Source organism: Kosakonia sp. BYX6 (assembly GCF_038449125.1).
Classification (GTDB): domain Bacteria; phylum Pseudomonadota; class Gammaproteobacteria; order Enterobacterales; family Enterobacteriaceae; genus Kosakonia; species Kosakonia calanthes.
In genome coordinates, this window is the sequence record NZ_CP151800.1 from 758,077 (window position 1) to 775,384 (window position 17,308).

Below are 17,308 nucleotides of genomic sequence, written 5' to 3' on the forward strand. Positions count from 1 at the left end.
ACACACCGAGCTTGAAACGACAGTTAATCGGACTTGAAATCCAGTGTTTTATCATTACTTCAGAAGAGATGTCGCCAATGAATAAGCCAGAAACGTCCGCAGTGACTTTCACAAAAAACGATGTAGAAATTATTGCACGGGAAAAACTCTATAACGGATTTTTTTCTCTCGATCTTTATCGTTTCCGCCACCGTTTGTTTAACGGCGAAATGAGCGGCGAAGTACGCCGTGAAATTTTTGAACGCGGTCACGCCGCAGTCTTGCTACCCTATGACCCAGTACGTGATGAAATTGTGCTGATTGAACAGATCCGCATTGCGGCTTTCGATACCAGTGAAAGTCCGTGGCTGCTGGAGATGGTGGCCGGCATGATCGAAAAAGGCGAAACCGACGAAGATGTTGTGCGTCGCGAAGCGGTTGAAGAGGCCGGTTTGCAGGTCGGGCGTGTGAAAAGAATGTTGAGTTATCTGGCAAGCCCTGGCGGCACCAGCGAGCGTTCTGCTGTATTGGTTGGCGAAGTGGATGCCACTCAGGCCTCAGGTATTCATGGTCTGGTGGATGAAAACGAAGACATTCGGGTTCATGTGGTAAGCCGGGAGCAGGCTTATCAGTGGGTTGAAGAGGGGAAAATCGACAACGCAGCGTCTGTCATCGCCTTGCAATGGCTGCAACTGCATCATGAGAGCTTACGAAACGAGTGGAAAAAATGAAGCGTTACACACCTGACTTCCCTGAAATGATGCGCCTGTGCGAGACCAATTTCGCCCAGTTGCGTCGCCTGTTACCGCGTAATGATGCGACGGGTGAAACGGTGAGCTATCAGGTGACTAATGCGCAATACCGGTTAACGATCGTTGAATCCACCCGCTACACTACGCTTGTGGAAATTGAGCAGACCGCGCCCGCCATCAGTTACTGGAGCCTGCCGTCAATGACGGTGCGCCTGTACCACGATGCGATGGTGGCTGAAGTGTGTTCGAGCCAGCAGATCTTTCGTTTTAAAGCGCGTTATGATTATCCTAATAAAAAGTTGCATCAACGCGACGAAAAGCATCAAATTAATCAGTTTCTGGCCGACTGGCTGCGATACTGTTTAGCACATGGAGCAATGGCGATTCCGGTTTGTTAGCGTCGTGAAACCTAAGGACACCATTTGGAAAGCCTGTTAAACCTGCCTCTGGTTGGTGAGTCCAGAGTCAGGGTATTACAAATAACTGATTCTCACCTGTTTGCCGAAAAGCATGAAACGCTGTTAGGGGTAAATACCTGGGAAAGCTATCAGGCGGTACTGGAGGCCATCCAGTCCCAGCAGCGCGCATGCGATCTGATCGTCGCCACCGGCGATTTGGCGCAGGATCACACCGCTGCGGCTTATCAGCTTTTCGCTGAAGGCATCGCAAGCTTCGACGCGCCTTGCGTCTGGCTGCCCGGTAATCACGACTTCCAGCCTGCTATGTACAGCGCCTTACAGGATGCAGGGATCTCATCCGCAAAACGCGTTTTTGTCGGCGAACACTGGCAAATTCTGTTGCTGGACAGCCAGGTGTTTGGCGTCCCGCACGGTGAACTGAGCGAGTTCCAGCTCGACTGGCTGGAGAAAAAACTCAGCGACAGTCCGCAGCGTCACACGTTACTGCTACTTCATCATCATCCGCTCCCGTCGGGTTGTGGTTGGCTCGATCAACACAGCCTGCGCAACGCCGCGGAATTAGATAACGTGTTGCAACGTTTCCCACTGGTGCGCAACCTGCTGTGCGGGCATATTCATCAAGAGTTGGATCTCGACTGGAACGGGCGCCGTCTGCTGGCGACGCCCTCGACCTGCGTGCAGTTCAAACCGCACTGCGCCAATTTTACGCTTGATACCATCGCGCCAGGCTGGCGCTGGCTGGATTTGTACGCTGACGGAACATTGCATACCGAAGTCTGCCGTCTGGAAAGTACAGAATTCAGTCCGGACACCGCTTCAGAAGGCTACTGATGTCGACGCTTCTTTATCTGCATGGCTTTAACAGTTCGCCCCTTTCGGCGAAGGCGACACAGCTTTCGCAATGGATGGCGCAGAACTACCCGGACATCAACGTGCTGGTGCCGCAATTGCCGCCTTATCCGGCTGCTGCTGCCGAGCTGCTGGAGTCGCTGGTGCTGGAGCAGGGTGGAAAACAACTAGGTTTAGTCGGCTCTTCATTGGGCGGTTATTTGGCGACCTGGCTTTCGCAATGTTTTATGTTGCCTGCGGTGGTGGTGAATCCTGCGGTGCGACCGTTTGAATTGCTGGCAGATTATCTCGGGCATAATGAGAACCCCTACACAGGGCAGCAATATGTGCTAGAGTCTCGCCATATTTACGAGCTCAAAGTGATGCAAGTTGACCCGCTTGAAGCGCCGGATTTAATCTGGCTGCTGCAACAAACCGGGGATGAAGTGCTTGATTACCGCCAGGCGGTGGCCTATTACGATGCCTGCCGTCAGACAGTTGAAGAGGGTGGAAGTCATGCCTTTACGGGCTTTGAGAATCATTTCACACAGATTATCGATTTCCTTGGGCTACATTGAGCTAACCGGGAAACGATGCGGTCACTATCTACGAACACACCATGACGCAATCCTATAACGCTGATGCCATAGAGGTACTCACCGGGCTTGAGCCGGTTCGCCGCCGTCCGGGGATGTACACCGATACCACGCGCCCTAACCATTTAGGCCAGGAAGTTATTGATAACAGCGTCGATGAAGCGCTGGCGGGCCACGCGAAGCGCGTGGACGTAATCCTGCACGCCGATCAGTCGCTGGAAGTTATCGACGATGGACGTGGCATGCCGGTGGATATCCACCCGGAAGAGGGGGTACCGGCCGTTGAGCTGATCCTTTGCCGTTTGCATGCGGGCGGTAAATTCTCCAACAAAAACTACCAGTTCTCCGGCGGCCTGCACGGCGTGGGGATTTCGGTGGTTAACGCCTTGTCCCGCCGCGTGGAAGTGACCGTCAAACGTGACGGCCAGGTTTACAGCATCGCGTTTGAAAACGGTGAAAAAGTGCAGGATCTGCAAGTGATCGGCACCTGTGGCAAACGCAACACCGGCACCAGCGTGCATTTCTGGCCGGATGTATCCTTCTTCGATAGCCCGCGCTTTTCCGTTTCCCGCCTGACCCATTTGCTGAAAGCCAAAGCGGTATTGTGCCCCGGCGTTGAGATCACGTTCAAAGATGAAGTGAACAACGCCGAGCAGCGCTGGTGCTACCAGGACGGTCTGAACGACTATCTGTGCGAAGCGGTGAACGGCTTGCCGACACTGCCGGAAAAACCGTTTATCGGCAATTTCTCCGCCGAAACAGAAGCGGTGGATTGGGCACTGCTGTGGCTGCCGGAAGGCGGCGAACTGCTGACGGAAAGCTACGTTAACTTGATTCCAACGATGCAGGGTGGTACGCACGTTAACGGTTTGCGCCAGGGGCTGCTTGATGCCATGCGTGAGTTCTGCGAATACCGCAATATTTTGCCGCGCGGCGTGAAGCTTTCTGCGGAAGATATCTGGGATCGTTGCGCTTATGTGCTGTCGGTGAAAATGCAGGATCCGCAATTCGCCGGGCAGACCAAAGAGCGTTTATCGTCTCGTCAGTGCGCCGCGTTTGTCTCCGGCGTGGTGAAAGACGCGTTCAGCCTGTGGCTGAACCAGAATATTCAAACGGCAGAGCTGCTGGCGGAAATGGCGATTTCCAGCGCCCAACGCCGTATGCGCGCCGCCAAAAAAGTGGTGCGTAAAAAACTGACCAGCGGCCCTGCGCTGCCAGGCAAACTGGCGGATTGCACCGCGCAGGATTTAACGCGTACCGAGCTGTTTCTCGTGGAAGGTGACTCAGCAGGCGGTTCGGCCAAACAGGCGCGCGACCGCGAATTCCAGGCGATCATGCCGCTGAAAGGGAAAATCCTGAACACCTGGGAAGTCTCTTCCGATGAAGTGCTGGCCTCGCAGGAAGTGCACGATATCTCGGTCGCGATCGGTATCGATCCGGACAGCGATGATCTCAGCCAACTGCGTTACGGCAAGATCTGTATTCTCGCGGATGCGGATTCCGATGGTCTGCACATCGCGACGCTGTTATGCGCGCTGTTTGTGAAACATTTCCGTGCACTGGTGAAAAACGGTCACGTCCATGTGGCGCTACCTCCGCTGTACCGTATTGATCTCGGCAAAGAGGTTTATTACGCGCTGACGGAAGAAGAGAAAACCGGCGTGCTGGAGCAGTTGAAACGCAAAAAGGGCAAACCGAACGTGCAGCGCTTTAAAGGGCTGGGCGAGATGAACCCAATGCAACTGCGTGAAACCACGCTCGATCCAAATACTCGCCGTCTGGTGCAGCTGATTATCAGCGATGAAGACGAGCAGCAAACCAACGCCATGATGGATATGCTGCTGGCCAAGAAGCGTTCGGAAGACCGCCGCAACTGGCTGCAAGAAAAAGGCGATATGGCGGATATTGAAGCCTGATTGCCACTGCCGACAGAAAGTAAAGGGACGCTATTTGCGTCCCTTTCTATTTTTACGAGCCTGCGATGAAATCGGAAAATGCTAATGGGGGAAGTGCGATTAATGTGATGGCACGTTGTAAGTCGAAAGTGGATTTCGCCTATAAACGTCTTGATGTTTTCCCTCTTATTAAAGGACTAATAATAATGAGCAAACGGAGTGACATAATCGATCCATCCGCGGCGCCAACGGCAGATTTTGGTTTGGTATATTCTGAAGTCCTCGGTTGGATCGATCTGGGGCATGCATATGGAGACGACATACGTAATTTATTAAAGCAAATGACCACCGGCGAAAACGGCACCGCGCCTTACTATGAGTTGGTATATTCGCAGTCAATGTATAAATGGTCGCATAACGTTGGGTCGGGTGTTTATGCTCTTTGGATGGTGAAAAAGGGTACGCCTTTACACATTAGACACAGCATCGCGTTAGCCATCATGATGAGAACCGCTATACGCTTTGAAAGTCGTCAGCTTTCAGTTCCCTTTGCATGGACAACGGACAGTGGGTTCAGTGCCGAAGATTTAGTGTCTGATTTATTGGGCTTTTATCGTGTTATCAGGCCACAAAATTATTTTTCGCAGCTTAAACTCGTTAGCAAAGCGGAAGCATTGAAGCGATGGGATTATTACGGAGCCACCGGAAGTTATAAAAACAAGCTATTTCAGCCACTGCTTTTCCCCGATCCTGAAAAGAATAAAACGGGTAAACCCTTCTACGGTGAGTTACCGAATTTCATGACATCTATTCAGCCCTACAATGATTTTACCCGCGATACTGTATTGGTCGTTTCTAATAACGGAGTGCTTATGAACATTGGGCTACAGCCGCAGGAAAGGTTCCGATGAGAAAAATAATGAAATGTGCCCTGGCGGCTATCGCGGCGGTGCTACTTATTGTTTTGTATAAAGTCGGTTCAGTTTATCTGGCAGATAGCGCGGATTACACCCAGGCAGATTGGTTAGAATACAAATTGCTTACCCCCGCTGAAATTAAAAATGCCCCCCTTTTCAGCGACGTTATTGTATTGCGTTACCGCGCAGCCGATGGGCCTGCTCCTCAGTTCAATCAGATTGAATATGACGGGAAAGCGAAGGTGCTTGAAATACAACGCTACTTAGTTTCACTGGGTTACCGCGAAAAAGGCGATCCTGTAAAAGGGAAACGATGGGTCCGCGAGCAGGATAATAAGAGCGCCTCCGTTGCCCAAACTGGCAATGCCACAACACTCACCTTTGCTGATTAAACCCGGCAGATAAAAGGGATGTTACAAGCATCCCTTTTATCCATCATGCCCGTTAAAAACCATAAGCACTCAAATCCGGTCCCTGCGGTACAATGCCGTTCGGGTTTAGGGCTTTGATGGAGTAATAGCCCTGTTTGATATGGTCGATATTCACCGTTTCGCGAATGCCGGGCACAGCCAGCATCTGGCGCAAATAGCGGTCGAGATGGGGATATTCCGCGAGCTTGCGGCGGTTGCATTTAAACAGCCCGTGATAAGCGGCATCAAAGCGAATCAACGTGACAAACAGGCGAATATCCGCTTCGGTTAGCGGCTCACCGCACAGGAATGAGCGCTTCGCAAGATGGTTTTCGAGCTTATCGAGCATCGCAAAAACATCGTTAACCGCTTCTTCATAACTCAGTTGCGTGGTGGCAAAGCCCGCGCGGTAAACCCCGTTATTGAGCTTTGGATAAATTTCCGCATTCAGGTGGTCAATCTCATCGCGCAAGTGCTGTGGGTAAAGGTCGATATCTGCGCGTGCCAGTTCGCCAAAACCGCTATTTAACATGCGCACAATATCGGCGGACTCGTTATTGACGATGGTGCGGGTTTGCTTGTCCCACAGTACCGGAACCGTTGCCCGGCCGGTAAAACGCGGATCGGCGCGGGTATAAAGCTGGTGCAGCCATTCGGTTTGATTCAGCGTATCGCGATCGGCACCGGGGTAATCGCCAAAGTGCCAGCCTTCATCAAGCAGCCAGGGTTCAACCACTGACACGCTAATCGTCGCTTCCAGTCCCTTTAATTTACGTGCAATCAGCGTTCGCGAGGCCCACGGGCAAATCAGCGCGACATACAGATGATAGCGACCGGCTTCGGCCTGAAAACCGCCGTCGCCGGTCATGCCGGGTGCCCCGTCAGGGGTCACCCAGTGGCGAAAGCTGGAGGTCTGGCGGACAAAACCGCCTTTTTCATCGGTGGCCTGCACCGGGTGCCAGTCGGCCGTCCATTTACCCTCAATCAGCATGCAGCCTCCGTTAACCTTTTACCGGGGTCGGTTTCAGGGCGAATTTACCGTCGCCGGTTAATGCCAGCGTCAGCAAACCAATAATCCAGAAGGCCGGGAATTCCCATCCGCCGTTCGGGTTAGTGAAGAAGAAGCCCGCCGGGCCGTGTACGGTAAAGATGGCGCCGAGCAGAATCGGGATCAGTACAATCGCCACGATCCGGGCATAAACACCGAGGATTAGCGCAATCGCGCCCACCAGTTCAACCGCCATCGTCACATACGCCAGCCAGCCTGGCAGGCCGAGCGAGCCAAAAAATTGCGCGGTGCCCGCCGGGGTAAACGCGAAAAACTTCAGGCCAAAATGCGCCAGAAACAGAATGCCCAGCGCGAGGCGCATAATCAGGGCGGCATACGGGGCAGTGCGTTGATCGAACATGGTGTTTTCCTCTCCTGTCAGTTGATGAGAGGAGTGTAGAGTTTTTCCATCCGGATGATTATCTGGGCAAAATAGGGATGTTTATTTCCGTTTTGGAAATTATCACCAACCCTGTTCCCACTCCGGCTGAGGCGCGAAAGCGTCGACCAGAAAATCGATCAACACGCGGGATTTTTGCGCCAGATAACGGGCGGGCGGATAAACGGCAAAAAGCGCCAGCGGCGGCGCTTCATAGGCGGTCAGCAGCGGTTTTACCCGCTTCTCTTTCAATGCCTGGCCTGCCACAAACACCGGCACGCGGGCAATGCCTAACCCGGCGCAGGCCGCTTCAAGGCAAACTTCGGCGTTAGAGAATTTCATGCGCCCGCGCACCGGCTGTGCATGCAATTGCTGATGCGCATCGAGAAACGGCCAGTGCCAGGGATCGCGAAAGTTGGTATCGACAATCAGGCTGTGCTGTTCAAGCTGTTGCCAGTGCGCAGGTTCGCCGTGTTGGGCAAGATAATCCGGTGCTGCTACCAGCACATTACGGATGGCACACAGGCGACGGGCAACGAGGCTGCTGTCGGCGAGGTTGCCGATACGCAACGCAAGATCAAAACCTTCATCCACCACGCTGACCAACCGATCGGCGAAGCTGACATCCAGTTCAATTTCCGGATAACGGCGGGCAAACGCCACCAGATGCGGCGTTAATTGCGACGCGCCAAAGGTCACCGGTGCCGAAATGCGCAGCAGACCGGAAGGCGCATTGGCGATATTGCGCACCGAATCGTTTAGCGCATCGTAATCAATCAGCAACTGGCGAATACGTTCGTAATAGGCAAGCCCGACTTCCGTGGGCGTCAGCGAACGGGTACTGCGGCGCAGCAGGTTGACGCCAAGTTCATGCTCCAGGCGGGAGATCAATTTCGACGCCTGGCCGTGGCTGGTGCCACAGCGCTGTGCCGCGCCGGTAAAGCTGCCTGTTTCCATGACCGCAACAAACATGCGATCGCAATCCAGCCGTTCCATATGCCCTTTCCGGGTGGTTTTGTCGGAACATCACCATAGCAAAAGCCAAAAGTCAGCGCGACGCTGGCGGGTGGTTTTTACGGTATTGCAGCGGCGTCTCGCCGATACCGCGCTTAAACGCGCTGATAAAGTATGTCACGTCGGAAAAACCGACGTCGCTGGCGATATCGCGGATGCTGCGCGGGCTGTGTAGCAGGTAGTCGCAGGCTTTACGCAGACGCAGTGTGTTGAGGTATTGATGAATCGGTTCGCCGGTCTCAAAGTGGAAACGGCGCGACACATAACTGCGGGATTTGCCCAGCTCCTGCGCCAGCCGTTCAAGGCTGAACTTGTGGCGGTAATTTTCTTCGAGCCAGAACATCACCGGCGTGGCGATGCCGCTGCGCTCTTCCGGTAATTTCTCGTTATCTTCCGGCAACATTCCTAACAGATTGAGCAACAGGCAGGCGACCTGTTCGACGTTCAGTCGACGGCTTTCGGCGAGCCGGGCATAACAGCTAAACAGGTGATCGATATGCGGGTGGATCTCCGCCGCATCCATCACCACGGCCGCGGCGCCGCGCAACGACAACCGCTGTAAACGCTGGTGATTATGCGGAAAATCGCGCAGGTGTTTGAGCACGACATGGTGATCAACATGAATAATGGTGCGCCGGTAACAATGTTCTGCCTGCTCATCCACCATCACCCGGTGCAGGGTAAACGGCGGAAAGAAAAAGAGCCGTCCGGGGCGCATGGTGTACTGGCGATTATCGACAATCACCACGCCAAAACCCTCTTCGACATACAGCACTTCCAGGCACTGATGCCAGTGGTGGTAACGCACGGTATTGGCGAAAAGCCGGCTAAACGACACGATGGCATCGTTGAGGGTAATCAGCTCCAGCCGCTCTTCCTGCAAGGTCGAAGTCATAGTGCAACCATTCTCAATTTTTCCTTCCCACGAGGCATTTATAAACCACGGTTTTAAATTTTATTCATTATTGGTTCAGGCAACTTTCGGCGGTGTGACAAAGGTAACATTTCCTCTTCCTGGTCATTAACTATCCTTCTGCGACACCTAAAGGGAGGGAACGTTATGCTGGCGGCGCAAGAGAAAACATCAAATCCATTGTCATCTCGCGACGATGTCGTTGGGGCACTTATTGAGATGCTCGGCGCGTTGGATAAGCAGTTCCCTGAAGGGGCGTCGCAATTTTCCCTTGGCGCGACCAGCGCCCATTACCGTGACGCGATTGCCGAAATGGAAGGGTTATCCCGCGCATTGTGGGGGCTGTTTCCACTGATGGCGGGCGGCGACGCCGAACCGTTCAGCGCGAAATACATTGCGGCGATCAAGCGCGGAACCAACGCGCAAAACAGCGGTTACTGGGGGGATACCGAACCCTACGATCAGCGCCTGGTCGAGATGGCGGCGTACGGTTTAGGGCTGGCGCTGCTGGGTGACAAGCTGACGGCGGCCTTCAGCGAACGTGAAGTGGATAACCTGCATCAGTGGCTTTATCAAATCACTGATGCGCAAATGCCCGACAGCAACTGGAATTTTTTCGCCATCATGGTGCAACTGGGTTTTAAACGCGCGGGGTTGCCGTGGGACGCCGCCGCGATTGAACGCCGCTTTGCGATGATGGATGCCTACTATCTGGGCGATGGCTGGTATTCCGATGGCCCGGGCCGACCCAAAGATTACTACATCTCCATGGCGTTCCATTTTTACGGCCTGATCTACGCCACGCTTAATGGTGAAGACGATGCCGGGCGCGCGGCCATCATCCGCGAACGGGCCAGCCTGTTCGCGCAGGACTTTATCTATATGTCGGCGGCGGAGGGGGAATCGGTGCCGTTTGGCCGCAGCCTGACGTACCGCTTTGCGATGGTCGCGTTCTGGAGCGCGGTGGCGTTTTCCGGCCTGCCGGTATTTTCACCGGGCGTGGTGAAGGGCCTTGTCCTGCGCCATCTGCGCTGGTGGCTTATGCAGCCGATTTTCGATCGCGACGGCATTTTGACGCTCGGTTTTGCCTACCCGAACCTGGCGATGTGCGAAGACTACAACTCGCCGGGTTCACCTTATTGGGCGCTGAAAGTGTTTTTGATTCTCGCATTGCCGGCGTCCGACACGTTCTGGCAAGCCGCCGAGCAACCGTTACCCGCATTAGATGTGCAGCGGACAATCCCGCCAGCCGGGCAAATCATTGTTCAAAGCGACCAGTCGCGGCATGTCTGGATGCTCACATCCGGCCAGCTTGAGTTGAACAACTACGTCAATACCGAGGCGAAATACACCAAATTTGCCTACTCCAGCCGCTTTGGTTTCACCATTGAGCGCGGGCGGTACGGCATTAAACATGCCGCGTGTGACTCAATGTTGCTGCTCAGTGACGGGGATAACTACTTTCGTGGTCGCCGTGAATGTGAAGAGGTGAAGATCAGCCCGCAGGCGATTTTCTCGCGCTGGTCACCGTGGCAGGACGTGCATATCAGTACCTGGCTTATTCCCTGCGGCGACTGGCATGTACGCGTGCATTGCATTGATTCCGCACGCCATTTGCAGAGTGTGGAAGGCGGTTTTGCGGTGTTGAAAGCGCCGCATCGTCTTGAATCTGGCGGTAGCCTGGTGGTGGCGGAAAACGGCGTCAGTGGCATTTTCGAGCTGCTTACCGATGCGCCGCGCGAGGCCGACAGCGTGGTGACGCCGCCCAATAGCAGCATCATGTTTTCGCCGTGCGCCGCGATCCCCGTGCTGCGCGGCGATATTGCGCCTGGCAGGCAGTGGCTGGCCTGCGCCGTGCAGGCTGGCATAACTGAAAACGCTTTTAATCACGACTTACCGATATTGCAAATAGAAGACCATGCGCTGGTGATTTCTCATCCGGGGCAAAAAAATAACAACGTTATTGCTTTTTAATTCCCGGTCTCGACCGGGCAATAAACTCTGAACCCTACATGCTTTCGTCGAGGATAGTATGGAAAAAATAGCCATCAATAATAAAACTGAGTATTACAAAATCAGCACCTTTATATTCCTCTACTTTTTTACCTGGTCGGCGAGTATTGGCTTGCTGGCTATCTGGTTGGGGCAAAAAGCCAACCTCAGCGGTACGGTTATCGGCACGGTATTTGCCGTTAATGGGATATTTTCGGTGATCCTCAAACCGATCTACGGCTATATCCTGGATAAAATCGGCATGAGCAAATACTTGCTCTATTTCGTCGTATTAATGTCGGCGTTAATGGCGCCATTCTTTATTTACGTTTACCAACCGCTGTTAATTTCTAACACCTTAGCGGGGATTATTGTCGGGGCGATTTATCTGAGCTTCGCCTGGTATGCGGGCGTGGCGGCGTGCGAATCCTATACCGATCGCTACAGCCGTTTAAATGGCATGGAGTTCGGCCAAATCAGAATGTGGGGATCGCTGGGTTGGGCAGTCGCGTCGTCGTTTTCCGGCCTGCTGTTTAACCTCTCTCCGGCGTACAACTTTATTATGGGATCCGTGGCGTCACTGATTATGTTGGCGGTGCTGCTGAGCCTGAAAGTGAACGTGCATTCCGCGCATGCCAGCGACGTGCTGGCGAAGGAAAAAATCGCCCCGGCGGATGTTTACGCGCTGCTGCGTAACCGCAAGTTCTGGGCTTTCTGCCTGTATGTCGCCGGTGTCGCCTGGATGATGTTTATCGCCGAACAGCAGTTCTCGCGCTATTTCGTCACCTTCTTTGATGATGTTCATCAGGGCAATGCCGTCTTTGGTTATTTGGGGACGGTGCAATCCGGAATGGAATTCGTCATGTATATGGTAATTCCGCTGTTTGTGAACTTTATCGGCGCTAAACGCGGGTTATTAATTGTCGGGCTGGTAGTTGGCGCGCGGTTAATTATTTCCGGCTTGTGCGAATCACATTTACTTATTTCGGTATTGAAACCGCTGTACGGTCTGGAAATTTGTTTACTGCTGGTGTCGGTCTTTAAATATATCGCCGAGCATTTCGATAAGCGGGTTAACGCCACCATGTATTTATTGGGTTATCAGGCGATGTTGTATGTCGGTAATGTGGTGATTTCCTCCCCGGCCGGGATTTTGTATGACCGCATCGGTTTTGAAAACACCTACATTATTATGGGCAGTATTGCGCTGGCCTTTACTTTAATTTCCCTGTTTACCTTATCGGCCTGTCAGAGCAAATGGCGTCAACATAATGCGCTGGATATTGCGACGCGTTAATGGCTACTTATTTTCTGTAAAAAGAAGGAACCGAAATATGTTAAGTAAAATCGTTGAGGAAAGGTTACGTGAACTCCCCGGTGCGCCCATTGATGTGCAGGCGTTTAAAGATGAGCTGGATTCCGCGCGTAACCATACCCTTGAACTGATTCGCCGTCATTTAACGCAATTCGGTGAACAATTCCCGGCGGAAACTTGTGTGCAGGGCTATTACCCGTTAACCGATAATGTCGAGTGGACCACCAGTTTCTGGACCGGGCAGTTATGGCTGGCGTGGGAAATGAGTGGCGACGAACAGTGCCGCGCGCTGGCAGAGCGCCATGTGCGCTCGTTCGGCCTGCGCATTGCCGGGCGACAGGATACCAACACCCACGATCTTGGCTTTTTATACACGCTCTCTTGTGTGGCGGCCTGGCGTCTGACCGGCAATCGCGAAGCGCGCGGTTTCGCGCTGTTGGCGGCAGAAGCCCTGCTGGAGCGCTTTCACGAAAAGGCGCAGATCATTCAGGCGTGGGGCGATCTACAAGATCCCGAACAGGCCGGGCGCATGATTATCGACTGCAATATGAACCTGCCGCTGCTGTACTGGGCGACGGAGCAAACCGGGGATCGGCGTTTTGCCGACGCCGCGCAGGCACATGTAAATCAGGCGGCGAAGTACCTGATTCGTGAAGATGCCTCAACGTTTCACACGTACTACATGGATGTGCAAACCGGCGCGCCGCGCTACGGCAACACGCAGCAGGGCTACGCGGATGACTCCTGCTGGTCGCGCGGCCAGGCGTGGGGGATTTACGGTTTTCTGCTGAGTTATATCTACACCGGCGACAAAGAGATGGTGGCGCTATCGAAACGCCTCGCCAACTACTTCCTCAACCGTTTGCCGGAAGACGCGGTTTGCCACTGGGATTTGGCGTTGGTGGGCACCGATGCGCTGCGCGATTCGTCATCGGCGGCAATTGCGGTGTGCGGCTTGCTGGAGTTGGTTAAGCAACTGCCGGTGACGGATCCGGATCGCGCGCATTATCAGCAGTGGGCGATGCGCATTATGTCGTCATTGGGTAAGCATTATCTGGCGGGCAAACAGGACGCGACAACCGGGCTGCTGAAACATTCGGTGTATCACCTGTCGAGCAATAAAGGGGTCGATGAGTGCTGTAGCTGGGGGGATTATTTTTACGTGGAGGCACTGGCGCGGTTTTCGCAAAGCTGGAAGTTATATTGGTAGAGCGTCTTTTCCCTCTCCCTTTAGGGAGAGGGACATTCTCTTACAGACCCGCTTCGAGAATGCGGATATGTGTTTCCAGCACGTTCCCTTTGACCGCTTCGCTCCACGCTTTCATATGCGGAGTTTGCAGGTGCGCTTCAAGATGCGCCACGCTTTCCCATCGCTCCACCATCATGATTGAATCCGGCGCTGTTGCCTGAAAGCTCACGCCCGCAGCGTGATCCACCAGCGGTGCATAGCCGTGGCAGCCTTCTTCTTTCAGTACAACGGGTACAATCTTCGCGAATTCATCAAGCACTGCCTGGCGATGATGCTGGCCCGGGCGAGTGCGGATTTCTGCAATTACTGTCAACATGGTTTACTCCTCCTAAGTCCAGCTACAGTTAAGCAAAAATCTCGGCCAGATGCTTGCGATATTCTGCGATATAACGCGGTACGTCCGGCATTTTGATGACGTCATTAACGATAAATGTCGGCAGCGGATCCATGCCGAGGAATTGATTGGCTTTATGGAAAGGCAGGTAAACACCGTCAACACCAACACCGTGGAAGAACTGATCTTCATCGGTAAATGCATCCATCGGCGCGTTCCAGGTCAGCGACAGCATATAGGTTTTGCCCTGAATCAGGCCGCCGGAACCGTATTTTTTCGACGCATCAGAACGCGTACGACCATCGCTGGCATACAGTGATCCGTGGCCTTCGGTGAACACATCGTCCATGTATTTTTTGACGGTCCACGGCGCGCCCATCCACCAGCCCGGCATCTGCCAAATGATGGTGTCGGCCCACAGGAAGTTTTCAACTTCCGCTTTGACATCGTAATCGCCGTCAGTACGCACGGTTCTAACATCATGTCCGGCGTCGCGCAGGAAACCTTCCGCGACCTCGGTCAGGGTGTCGTTCAACTGACCATTAGAGTGAGCGAATTTCTTCGCGCCGTTGATAATCAAGATATTGCTCATAATTTGTCCTCGGATAAAAGCGTTTGGCGGCGATTCTACCCGGATCAACGGTGCAGTGTAATTGGCAAAAATTGCAAAGACTTTTGCGGCAATAGCAATAATTGCCGCTACCAGTTCAGGCGAGCAATAAATCCGCCTTGCGGATGATTAGCAAAGGTGACCGTCATTTGATGCATCGCGGCAATGCGCTGCACAATCGACAAACCAAGCCCGCTACCGGTTTCGCTTTGCCCCGGCGGACGGTAAAAACGCTCGCCAATACGCGCCAGCGCTTCGTGGCTGATGCCCGGCCCGTTATCCCGCACGCTAAACGCGTTTGCTTCCAGCGTGACGTCGACCACACTGCCCGGCGGGCTGTAGCGAATGGCGTTATCCAGCAAATTACGCACTAACAAACTGAGTAACAGCGGCTGCCCTTGGCGGTTAACGGATTGCGCGTGCAGGTGCAGACGCACGTCAATGCCCGCCTGTTGCGCGCAGTGGTAAATATCCATGACTGCTGATTGCAACAGCGCGTCCACCGAGAGGGTTTCGATGCCATCGATTTTGTCCAGCGAATCCAGCCTTGATAGCGTCAGCAGTTGATCCACCAGCCGCGTGGCGCGATCGATGCCCACGTGCAACTGCGCGAGCGCTTTCTGGCGTGAATCGGCATCGTCATCGGAGAGTTGCGCCACTTCCGTTTGTACTTTCAACGCCGCCAGCGGGCTGCGCAACTCATGGGCCGCATCGGACGTAAAGCGCCGTTCGCGCAGCATCATGGCGTGGGTTCGCGCGAAAAGCTGGTTCAGGGCATCAACCAACGGGCGCACTTCGCTGGGCACGCCTTGTGTGTTAAGCGGTTCAGCATGATCCGGCGCGCGGGAACGCAGCGCCAGCGCCAGCTTTTTCAAAGGGCGCAGTTCAAAAGAGAGCAGCACAATCAGCAGCGCCAGCATTAACGGCAGGGCTACCAGCCACGGTGTCAGTTGCGAGGCGATAATTTCCAGCGCCATCTCCTGGCGATACTCCCATTCCTGGCCGACGACTACGCGGAATTTGCCGCCCGGCGCGGTGAGCCACAGGAAGCGCCATTGATCATCTTCATCCTGCAAATGGCCGTTATCAAAGCCTTCGCGGCGATAGTTGTACGGAATATCCCGGCCATTCTCGCCGTCGTTCAGCAGCATTTTGCCGTCCGTGGAATAGATAGCGAACGCCAGCGCGTCATCATCCAGATGCCCGTGTTTGATCTTCTTTTTGCCAATTTGCGGTGTTATGCCGGGTAACTGGTTGAGTTCCATCACGCTGAGCCGTTTGGCGAACAGCATCTGTTGCGTATCAAACAGCTTGTCGAGTTTGTCGCGGGTTTGTTGCCAGGCCACCAGGCTGGCGCACAGCCAGGCTGCCATTGAGAGCAATAAAAATAGCAGCGTGAGGCGCAGGCGCAGGCTCAACGGAAAGGTGAGTTTCATTGGTCTCCCAGGGTGTAACCGATACCGTGCACGGTGCGGATAAACTCGCTGCCGAGTTTGCGCCGCAGGTGGTGCACATGCACCTCCACCGCATTGCTGGAAACGTCGTCGTCCCAGTTATAGAGCTTCTCTTCGATAAGTTTGCGCGGCAATACGCGCCCGGCATTGCGCAGCAGCAACTCCAGCAGGGCGAACTCTTTGGGTTTCAGCGAGAGCGTTTCATTGTTGAAGGTCGCAACCAGATTTACGGGATCGAGCGTCACTTGCCCGTGACATAACACGCTCTGCGCCTGGCCGTGCGTTCGGCGAATCAACACTTCCAGGCGAGCGGCCACTTCGATCAAGGCAAAAGGTTTGCACAGGTAATCATCCGCGCCGAGTCGCAAACCTTCGACGCGCTGGTCAATGGCGTCGCGGGCGGTGAGGATCAGCACCGGTTCCGCGCGTTTCTCTTCGCGCCAGGCGCGTAAAATATCCAGCCCGTCGATGCCTGGCAGCGTTAAGTCGAGGATCACCGCGTCATAAGGTGCGGCAAACAGCGCAGCTTTGCCAAGCTTGCCGTCGGTAAACCAGTCGACGCAGAAGCCTTTTTTGCTTAATCCGGCTTTGATGCCGTCGCCGATTAACGTGTCATCTTCAATTAATAAAATGCGCATAACGCCTCCTTTCACCGCTTTCTGATGGCAGTAAACCCGCTCGCGACCGGCAATGTACAGCGAAAAATTATCTTTTTTCCCCTTAAGAAGTTGTTAAGAAATGGCAGGTTAAATGGAGCCTCACCACTGGAAAGGGAGAGAAAAAATGAAAAAGTTCGCTGCTATTACCGCTGTTATCGCACTCTGTTCCGCCCCCGCATTTGCGGCTAATCAAGGCGGGTTCACCGGGCCGGGTTCCACCCAGCAAACCTCGTCCCAACAGAACGGCGGCTTTACCGGGCCAAATGGCAGTAAAGCCACCGTCGAAAGCGCCAAATCCTTGCGCGATGACGCCTGGGTTACGCTGAGCGGCAACATCGTGGAACGTATCTCTGATGACACCTATTTATTCAAAGATGCCACCGGCACGATTAACGTCGAAATCAAGGATAAACGCTGGAACGGCGTGACCGTTGGCCCGCAGGATAAAGTCGAGATTCAGGGTGAAGTCGATAAAGACTGGAACTCGGTGGAAATCGACGTGAAAGAGATCCGCAAAGTCAGTCAGTAAGCGCTAACTGCGAGTG

General features: G+C 53.9%; 19 protein-coding genes. 11 read left to right on the forward strand and 8 right to left on the reverse strand.

Features of this window, described 5'->3' with window-relative positions:
* The first annotated feature begins 77 nt into the window (after positions 1-77).
* The 7 genes from nudF (at position 78) to AAEY27_RS03580 (ending at position 5,778) form a co-directional block, all read left to right on the forward strand.
* On the forward strand, positions 78-710 hold the full coding sequence (nudF, locus tag AAEY27_RS03550) for an ADP-ribose diphosphatase (protein ID WP_342325454.1): 633 nt from the start codon (positions 78-80) through the stop codon (positions 708-710).
* Complete coding sequence (locus tag AAEY27_RS03555; protein ID WP_342323544.1) at positions 707-1,129, forward strand: DUF1249 family protein; 423 nt, start codon at positions 707-709, stop codon at positions 1,127-1,129. Before nudF ends, AAEY27_RS03555 begins: the two co-directional genes overlap by 4 nt.
* A gap of 24 nt (positions 1,130-1,153) precedes the next feature.
* Positions 1,154-1,981: a 3',5'-cyclic-AMP phosphodiesterase gene (gene cpdA, locus AAEY27_RS03560; RefSeq protein ID WP_342323545.1), complete on the forward strand. Its 828-nt coding sequence runs from the start codon at positions 1,154-1,156 to the stop codon at positions 1,979-1,981.
* The gene (gene yqiA, locus AAEY27_RS03565; RefSeq protein ID WP_342323546.1) at positions 1,981-2,556 is read left to right on the forward strand and encodes an esterase YqiA; all 576 of its coding nucleotides are present in this window, start codon (positions 1,981-1,983) and stop codon (positions 2,554-2,556) included. Before cpdA ends, yqiA begins: the two co-directional genes overlap by 1 nt.
* Positions 2,557-2,597: 41 nt before the next feature.
* Positions 2,598-4,490: a DNA topoisomerase IV subunit B gene (gene parE / locus AAEY27_RS03570; protein WP_342323547.1), complete on the forward strand. Its 1,893-nt coding sequence runs from the start codon at positions 2,598-2,600 to the stop codon at positions 4,488-4,490.
* A 65-nt stretch (positions 4,491-4,555) separates the two neighbouring features.
* Positions 4,556-5,380 carry a hypothetical protein gene (locus tag AAEY27_RS03575; RefSeq protein ID WP_342323548.1) on the forward strand — a complete coding sequence of 275 codons (825 nt, stop codon included), beginning with the start codon at positions 4,556-4,558 and terminating at the stop codon, positions 5,378-5,380.
* Entirely contained in the window at positions 5,377-5,778 is a 402-nt protein-coding gene (locus AAEY27_RS03580) for a hypothetical protein (protein WP_342323549.1), read from the forward strand. The genes AAEY27_RS03575 and AAEY27_RS03580 overlap by 4 nt, the downstream gene beginning before the upstream one ends.
* A 52-nt stretch (positions 5,779-5,830) precedes the next feature.
* Here the strand turns inward: AAEY27_RS03580 and AAEY27_RS03585 are convergent, their stop codons facing one another.
* From AAEY27_RS03585 to AAEY27_RS03600, 4 genes are all read right to left on the reverse strand, one after another.
* A complete protein-coding gene (locus tag AAEY27_RS03585) occupies positions 5,831-6,787 on the reverse strand; it encodes a glutathione S-transferase family protein (protein ID WP_342323550.1) in 957 nt (318 codons plus the stop codon).
* Between the two features lie 10 nt (positions 6,788-6,797).
* Positions 6,798-7,205: a DoxX family protein gene (locus AAEY27_RS03590; RefSeq protein WP_342323551.1), complete on the reverse strand. Its 408-nt coding sequence runs from the start codon at positions 7,203-7,205 to the stop codon at positions 6,798-6,800.
* Positions 7,206-7,307: 102 nt separating this feature from the next.
* Complete coding sequence (locus AAEY27_RS03595; RefSeq protein ID WP_342323552.1) at positions 7,308-8,219, reverse strand: LysR family transcriptional regulator; 912 nt, start codon at positions 8,217-8,219, stop codon at positions 7,308-7,310.
* Positions 8,220-8,271: 52 nt separating this feature from the next.
* Complete coding sequence (locus AAEY27_RS03600; protein WP_342323553.1) at positions 8,272-9,132, reverse strand: helix-turn-helix transcriptional regulator; 861 nt, start codon at positions 9,130-9,132, stop codon at positions 8,272-8,274.
* Between the two features lie 165 nt (positions 9,133-9,297).
* Here AAEY27_RS03600 and AAEY27_RS03605 point away from each other — a divergent pair, with 165 nt between their 5' ends.
* Genes AAEY27_RS03605 through AAEY27_RS03615 form a run of 3 tightly spaced genes read left to right on the forward strand, consistent with a single transcriptional unit; the run spans position 9,298 to position 13,667 of the window.
* Positions 9,298-11,124: a DUF2264 domain-containing protein gene (locus AAEY27_RS03605; protein WP_342323554.1), complete on the forward strand. Its 1,827-nt coding sequence runs from the start codon at positions 9,298-9,300 to the stop codon at positions 11,122-11,124.
* A 58-nt stretch (positions 11,125-11,182) separates the two neighbouring features.
* The gene (locus AAEY27_RS03610; RefSeq protein ID WP_342323555.1) at positions 11,183-12,439 is read left to right on the forward strand and encodes an oligosaccharide MFS transporter; all 1,257 of its coding nucleotides are present in this window, start codon (positions 11,183-11,185) and stop codon (positions 12,437-12,439) included.
* A 37-nt stretch (positions 12,440-12,476) separates the two neighbouring features.
* Positions 12,477-13,667 carry a glycoside hydrolase family 88 protein gene (locus tag AAEY27_RS03615; RefSeq protein ID WP_342323556.1) on the forward strand — a complete coding sequence of 397 codons (1,191 nt, stop codon included), beginning with the start codon at positions 12,477-12,479 and terminating at the stop codon, positions 13,665-13,667.
* A 40-nt stretch (positions 13,668-13,707) separates the two neighbouring features.
* On the opposite strand, the gene AAEY27_RS03620 is transcribed toward AAEY27_RS03615, so the two are convergent.
* From AAEY27_RS03620 to qseB, 4 genes are all read right to left on the reverse strand, one after another.
* Positions 13,708-14,022, reverse strand: coding sequence for a putative quinol monooxygenase (locus tag AAEY27_RS03620; protein ID WP_342323557.1), 315 nt, complete (start codon positions 14,020-14,022; stop codon positions 13,708-13,710).
* Between the two features lie 28 nt (positions 14,023-14,050).
* A complete protein-coding gene (locus AAEY27_RS03625; protein WP_342323558.1) occupies positions 14,051-14,632 on the reverse strand; it encodes an NAD(P)H-dependent oxidoreductase in 582 nt (193 codons plus the stop codon).
* A 107-nt stretch (positions 14,633-14,739) separates the two neighbouring features.
* On the reverse strand, positions 14,740-16,086 hold the full coding sequence (gene qseC, locus AAEY27_RS03630) for a quorum sensing histidine kinase QseC (protein ID WP_342323559.1): 1,347 nt from the start codon (positions 16,084-16,086) through the stop codon (positions 14,740-14,742).
* A complete protein-coding gene (gene qseB, locus AAEY27_RS03635) occupies positions 16,083-16,742 on the reverse strand; it encodes a quorum sensing response regulator transcription factor QseB (protein ID WP_342323560.1) in 660 nt (219 codons plus the stop codon). Before qseB ends, qseC begins: the two co-directional genes overlap by 4 nt.
* A gap of 145 nt (positions 16,743-16,887) precedes the next feature.
* Here qseB and AAEY27_RS03640 point away from each other — a divergent pair, with 145 nt between their 5' ends.
* A complete protein-coding gene (locus AAEY27_RS03640) occupies positions 16,888-17,292 on the forward strand; it encodes a YgiW/YdeI family stress tolerance OB fold protein (protein ID WP_342323561.1) in 405 nt (134 codons plus the stop codon).
* Positions 17,293-17,308: the final 16 nt, after the last annotated feature.

Bases quoted from the DNA above. Each gene is read 5' to 3' on its own strand.
- AAEY27_RS03615 (WP_342323556.1), top strand. From the start codon at position 12,477: ATGTTAAGTAAAATCGTTGAGGAAAGGTTACGTGAACTCCCCGGTGCG.
- AAEY27_RS03575 (WP_342323548.1), top strand. From the start codon at position 4,556: ATGAAATCGGAAAATGCTAATGGGGGAAGTGCGATTAATGTGATGGCA.
- qseC (WP_342323559.1), bottom strand. From the start codon at position 16,086: ATGAAACTCACCTTTCCGTTGAGCCTGCGCCTGCGCCTCACGCTGCTA.
- AAEY27_RS03610 (WP_342323555.1), top strand. From the start codon at position 11,183: ATGGAAAAAATAGCCATCAATAATAAAACTGAGTATTACAAAATCAGC.
- qseB (WP_342323560.1), bottom strand. From the start codon at position 16,742: ATGCGCATTTTATTAATTGAAGATGACACGTTAATCGGCGACGGCATC.
- AAEY27_RS03585 (WP_342323550.1), bottom strand. From the start codon at position 6,787: ATGCTGATTGAGGGTAAATGGACGGCCGACTGGCACCCGGTGCAGGCC.
- nudF (WP_342325454.1), top strand. From the start codon at position 78: ATGAATAAGCCAGAAACGTCCGCAGTGACTTTCACAAAAAACGATGTA.
- AAEY27_RS03555 (WP_342323544.1), top strand. From the start codon at position 707: ATGAAGCGTTACACACCTGACTTCCCTGAAATGATGCGCCTGTGCGAG.
- parE (WP_342323547.1), top strand. From the start codon at position 2,598: ATGACGCAATCCTATAACGCTGATGCCATAGAGGTACTCACCGGGCTT.
- AAEY27_RS03600 (WP_342323553.1), bottom strand. From the start codon at position 9,132: ATGACTTCGACCTTGCAGGAAGAGCGGCTGGAGCTGATTACCCTCAAC.
- AAEY27_RS03595 (WP_342323552.1), bottom strand. From the start codon at position 8,219: ATGGAACGGCTGGATTGCGATCGCATGTTTGTTGCGGTCATGGAAACA.
- AAEY27_RS03640 (WP_342323561.1), top strand. From the start codon at position 16,888: ATGAAAAAGTTCGCTGCTATTACCGCTGTTATCGCACTCTGTTCCGCC.
- AAEY27_RS03625 (WP_342323558.1), bottom strand. From the start codon at position 14,632: ATGAGCAATATCTTGATTATCAACGGCGCGAAGAAATTCGCTCACTCT.
- AAEY27_RS03580 (WP_342323549.1), top strand. From the start codon at position 5,377: ATGAGAAAAATAATGAAATGTGCCCTGGCGGCTATCGCGGCGGTGCTA.
- yqiA (WP_342323546.1), top strand. From the start codon at position 1,981: ATGTCGACGCTTCTTTATCTGCATGGCTTTAACAGTTCGCCCCTTTCG.
- AAEY27_RS03590 (WP_342323551.1), bottom strand. From the start codon at position 7,205: ATGTTCGATCAACGCACTGCCCCGTATGCCGCCCTGATTATGCGCCTC.
- AAEY27_RS03620 (WP_342323557.1), bottom strand. From the start codon at position 14,022: ATGTTGACAGTAATTGCAGAAATCCGCACTCGCCCGGGCCAGCATCAT.
- AAEY27_RS03605 (WP_342323554.1), top strand. From the start codon at position 9,298: ATGCTGGCGGCGCAAGAGAAAACATCAAATCCATTGTCATCTCGCGAC.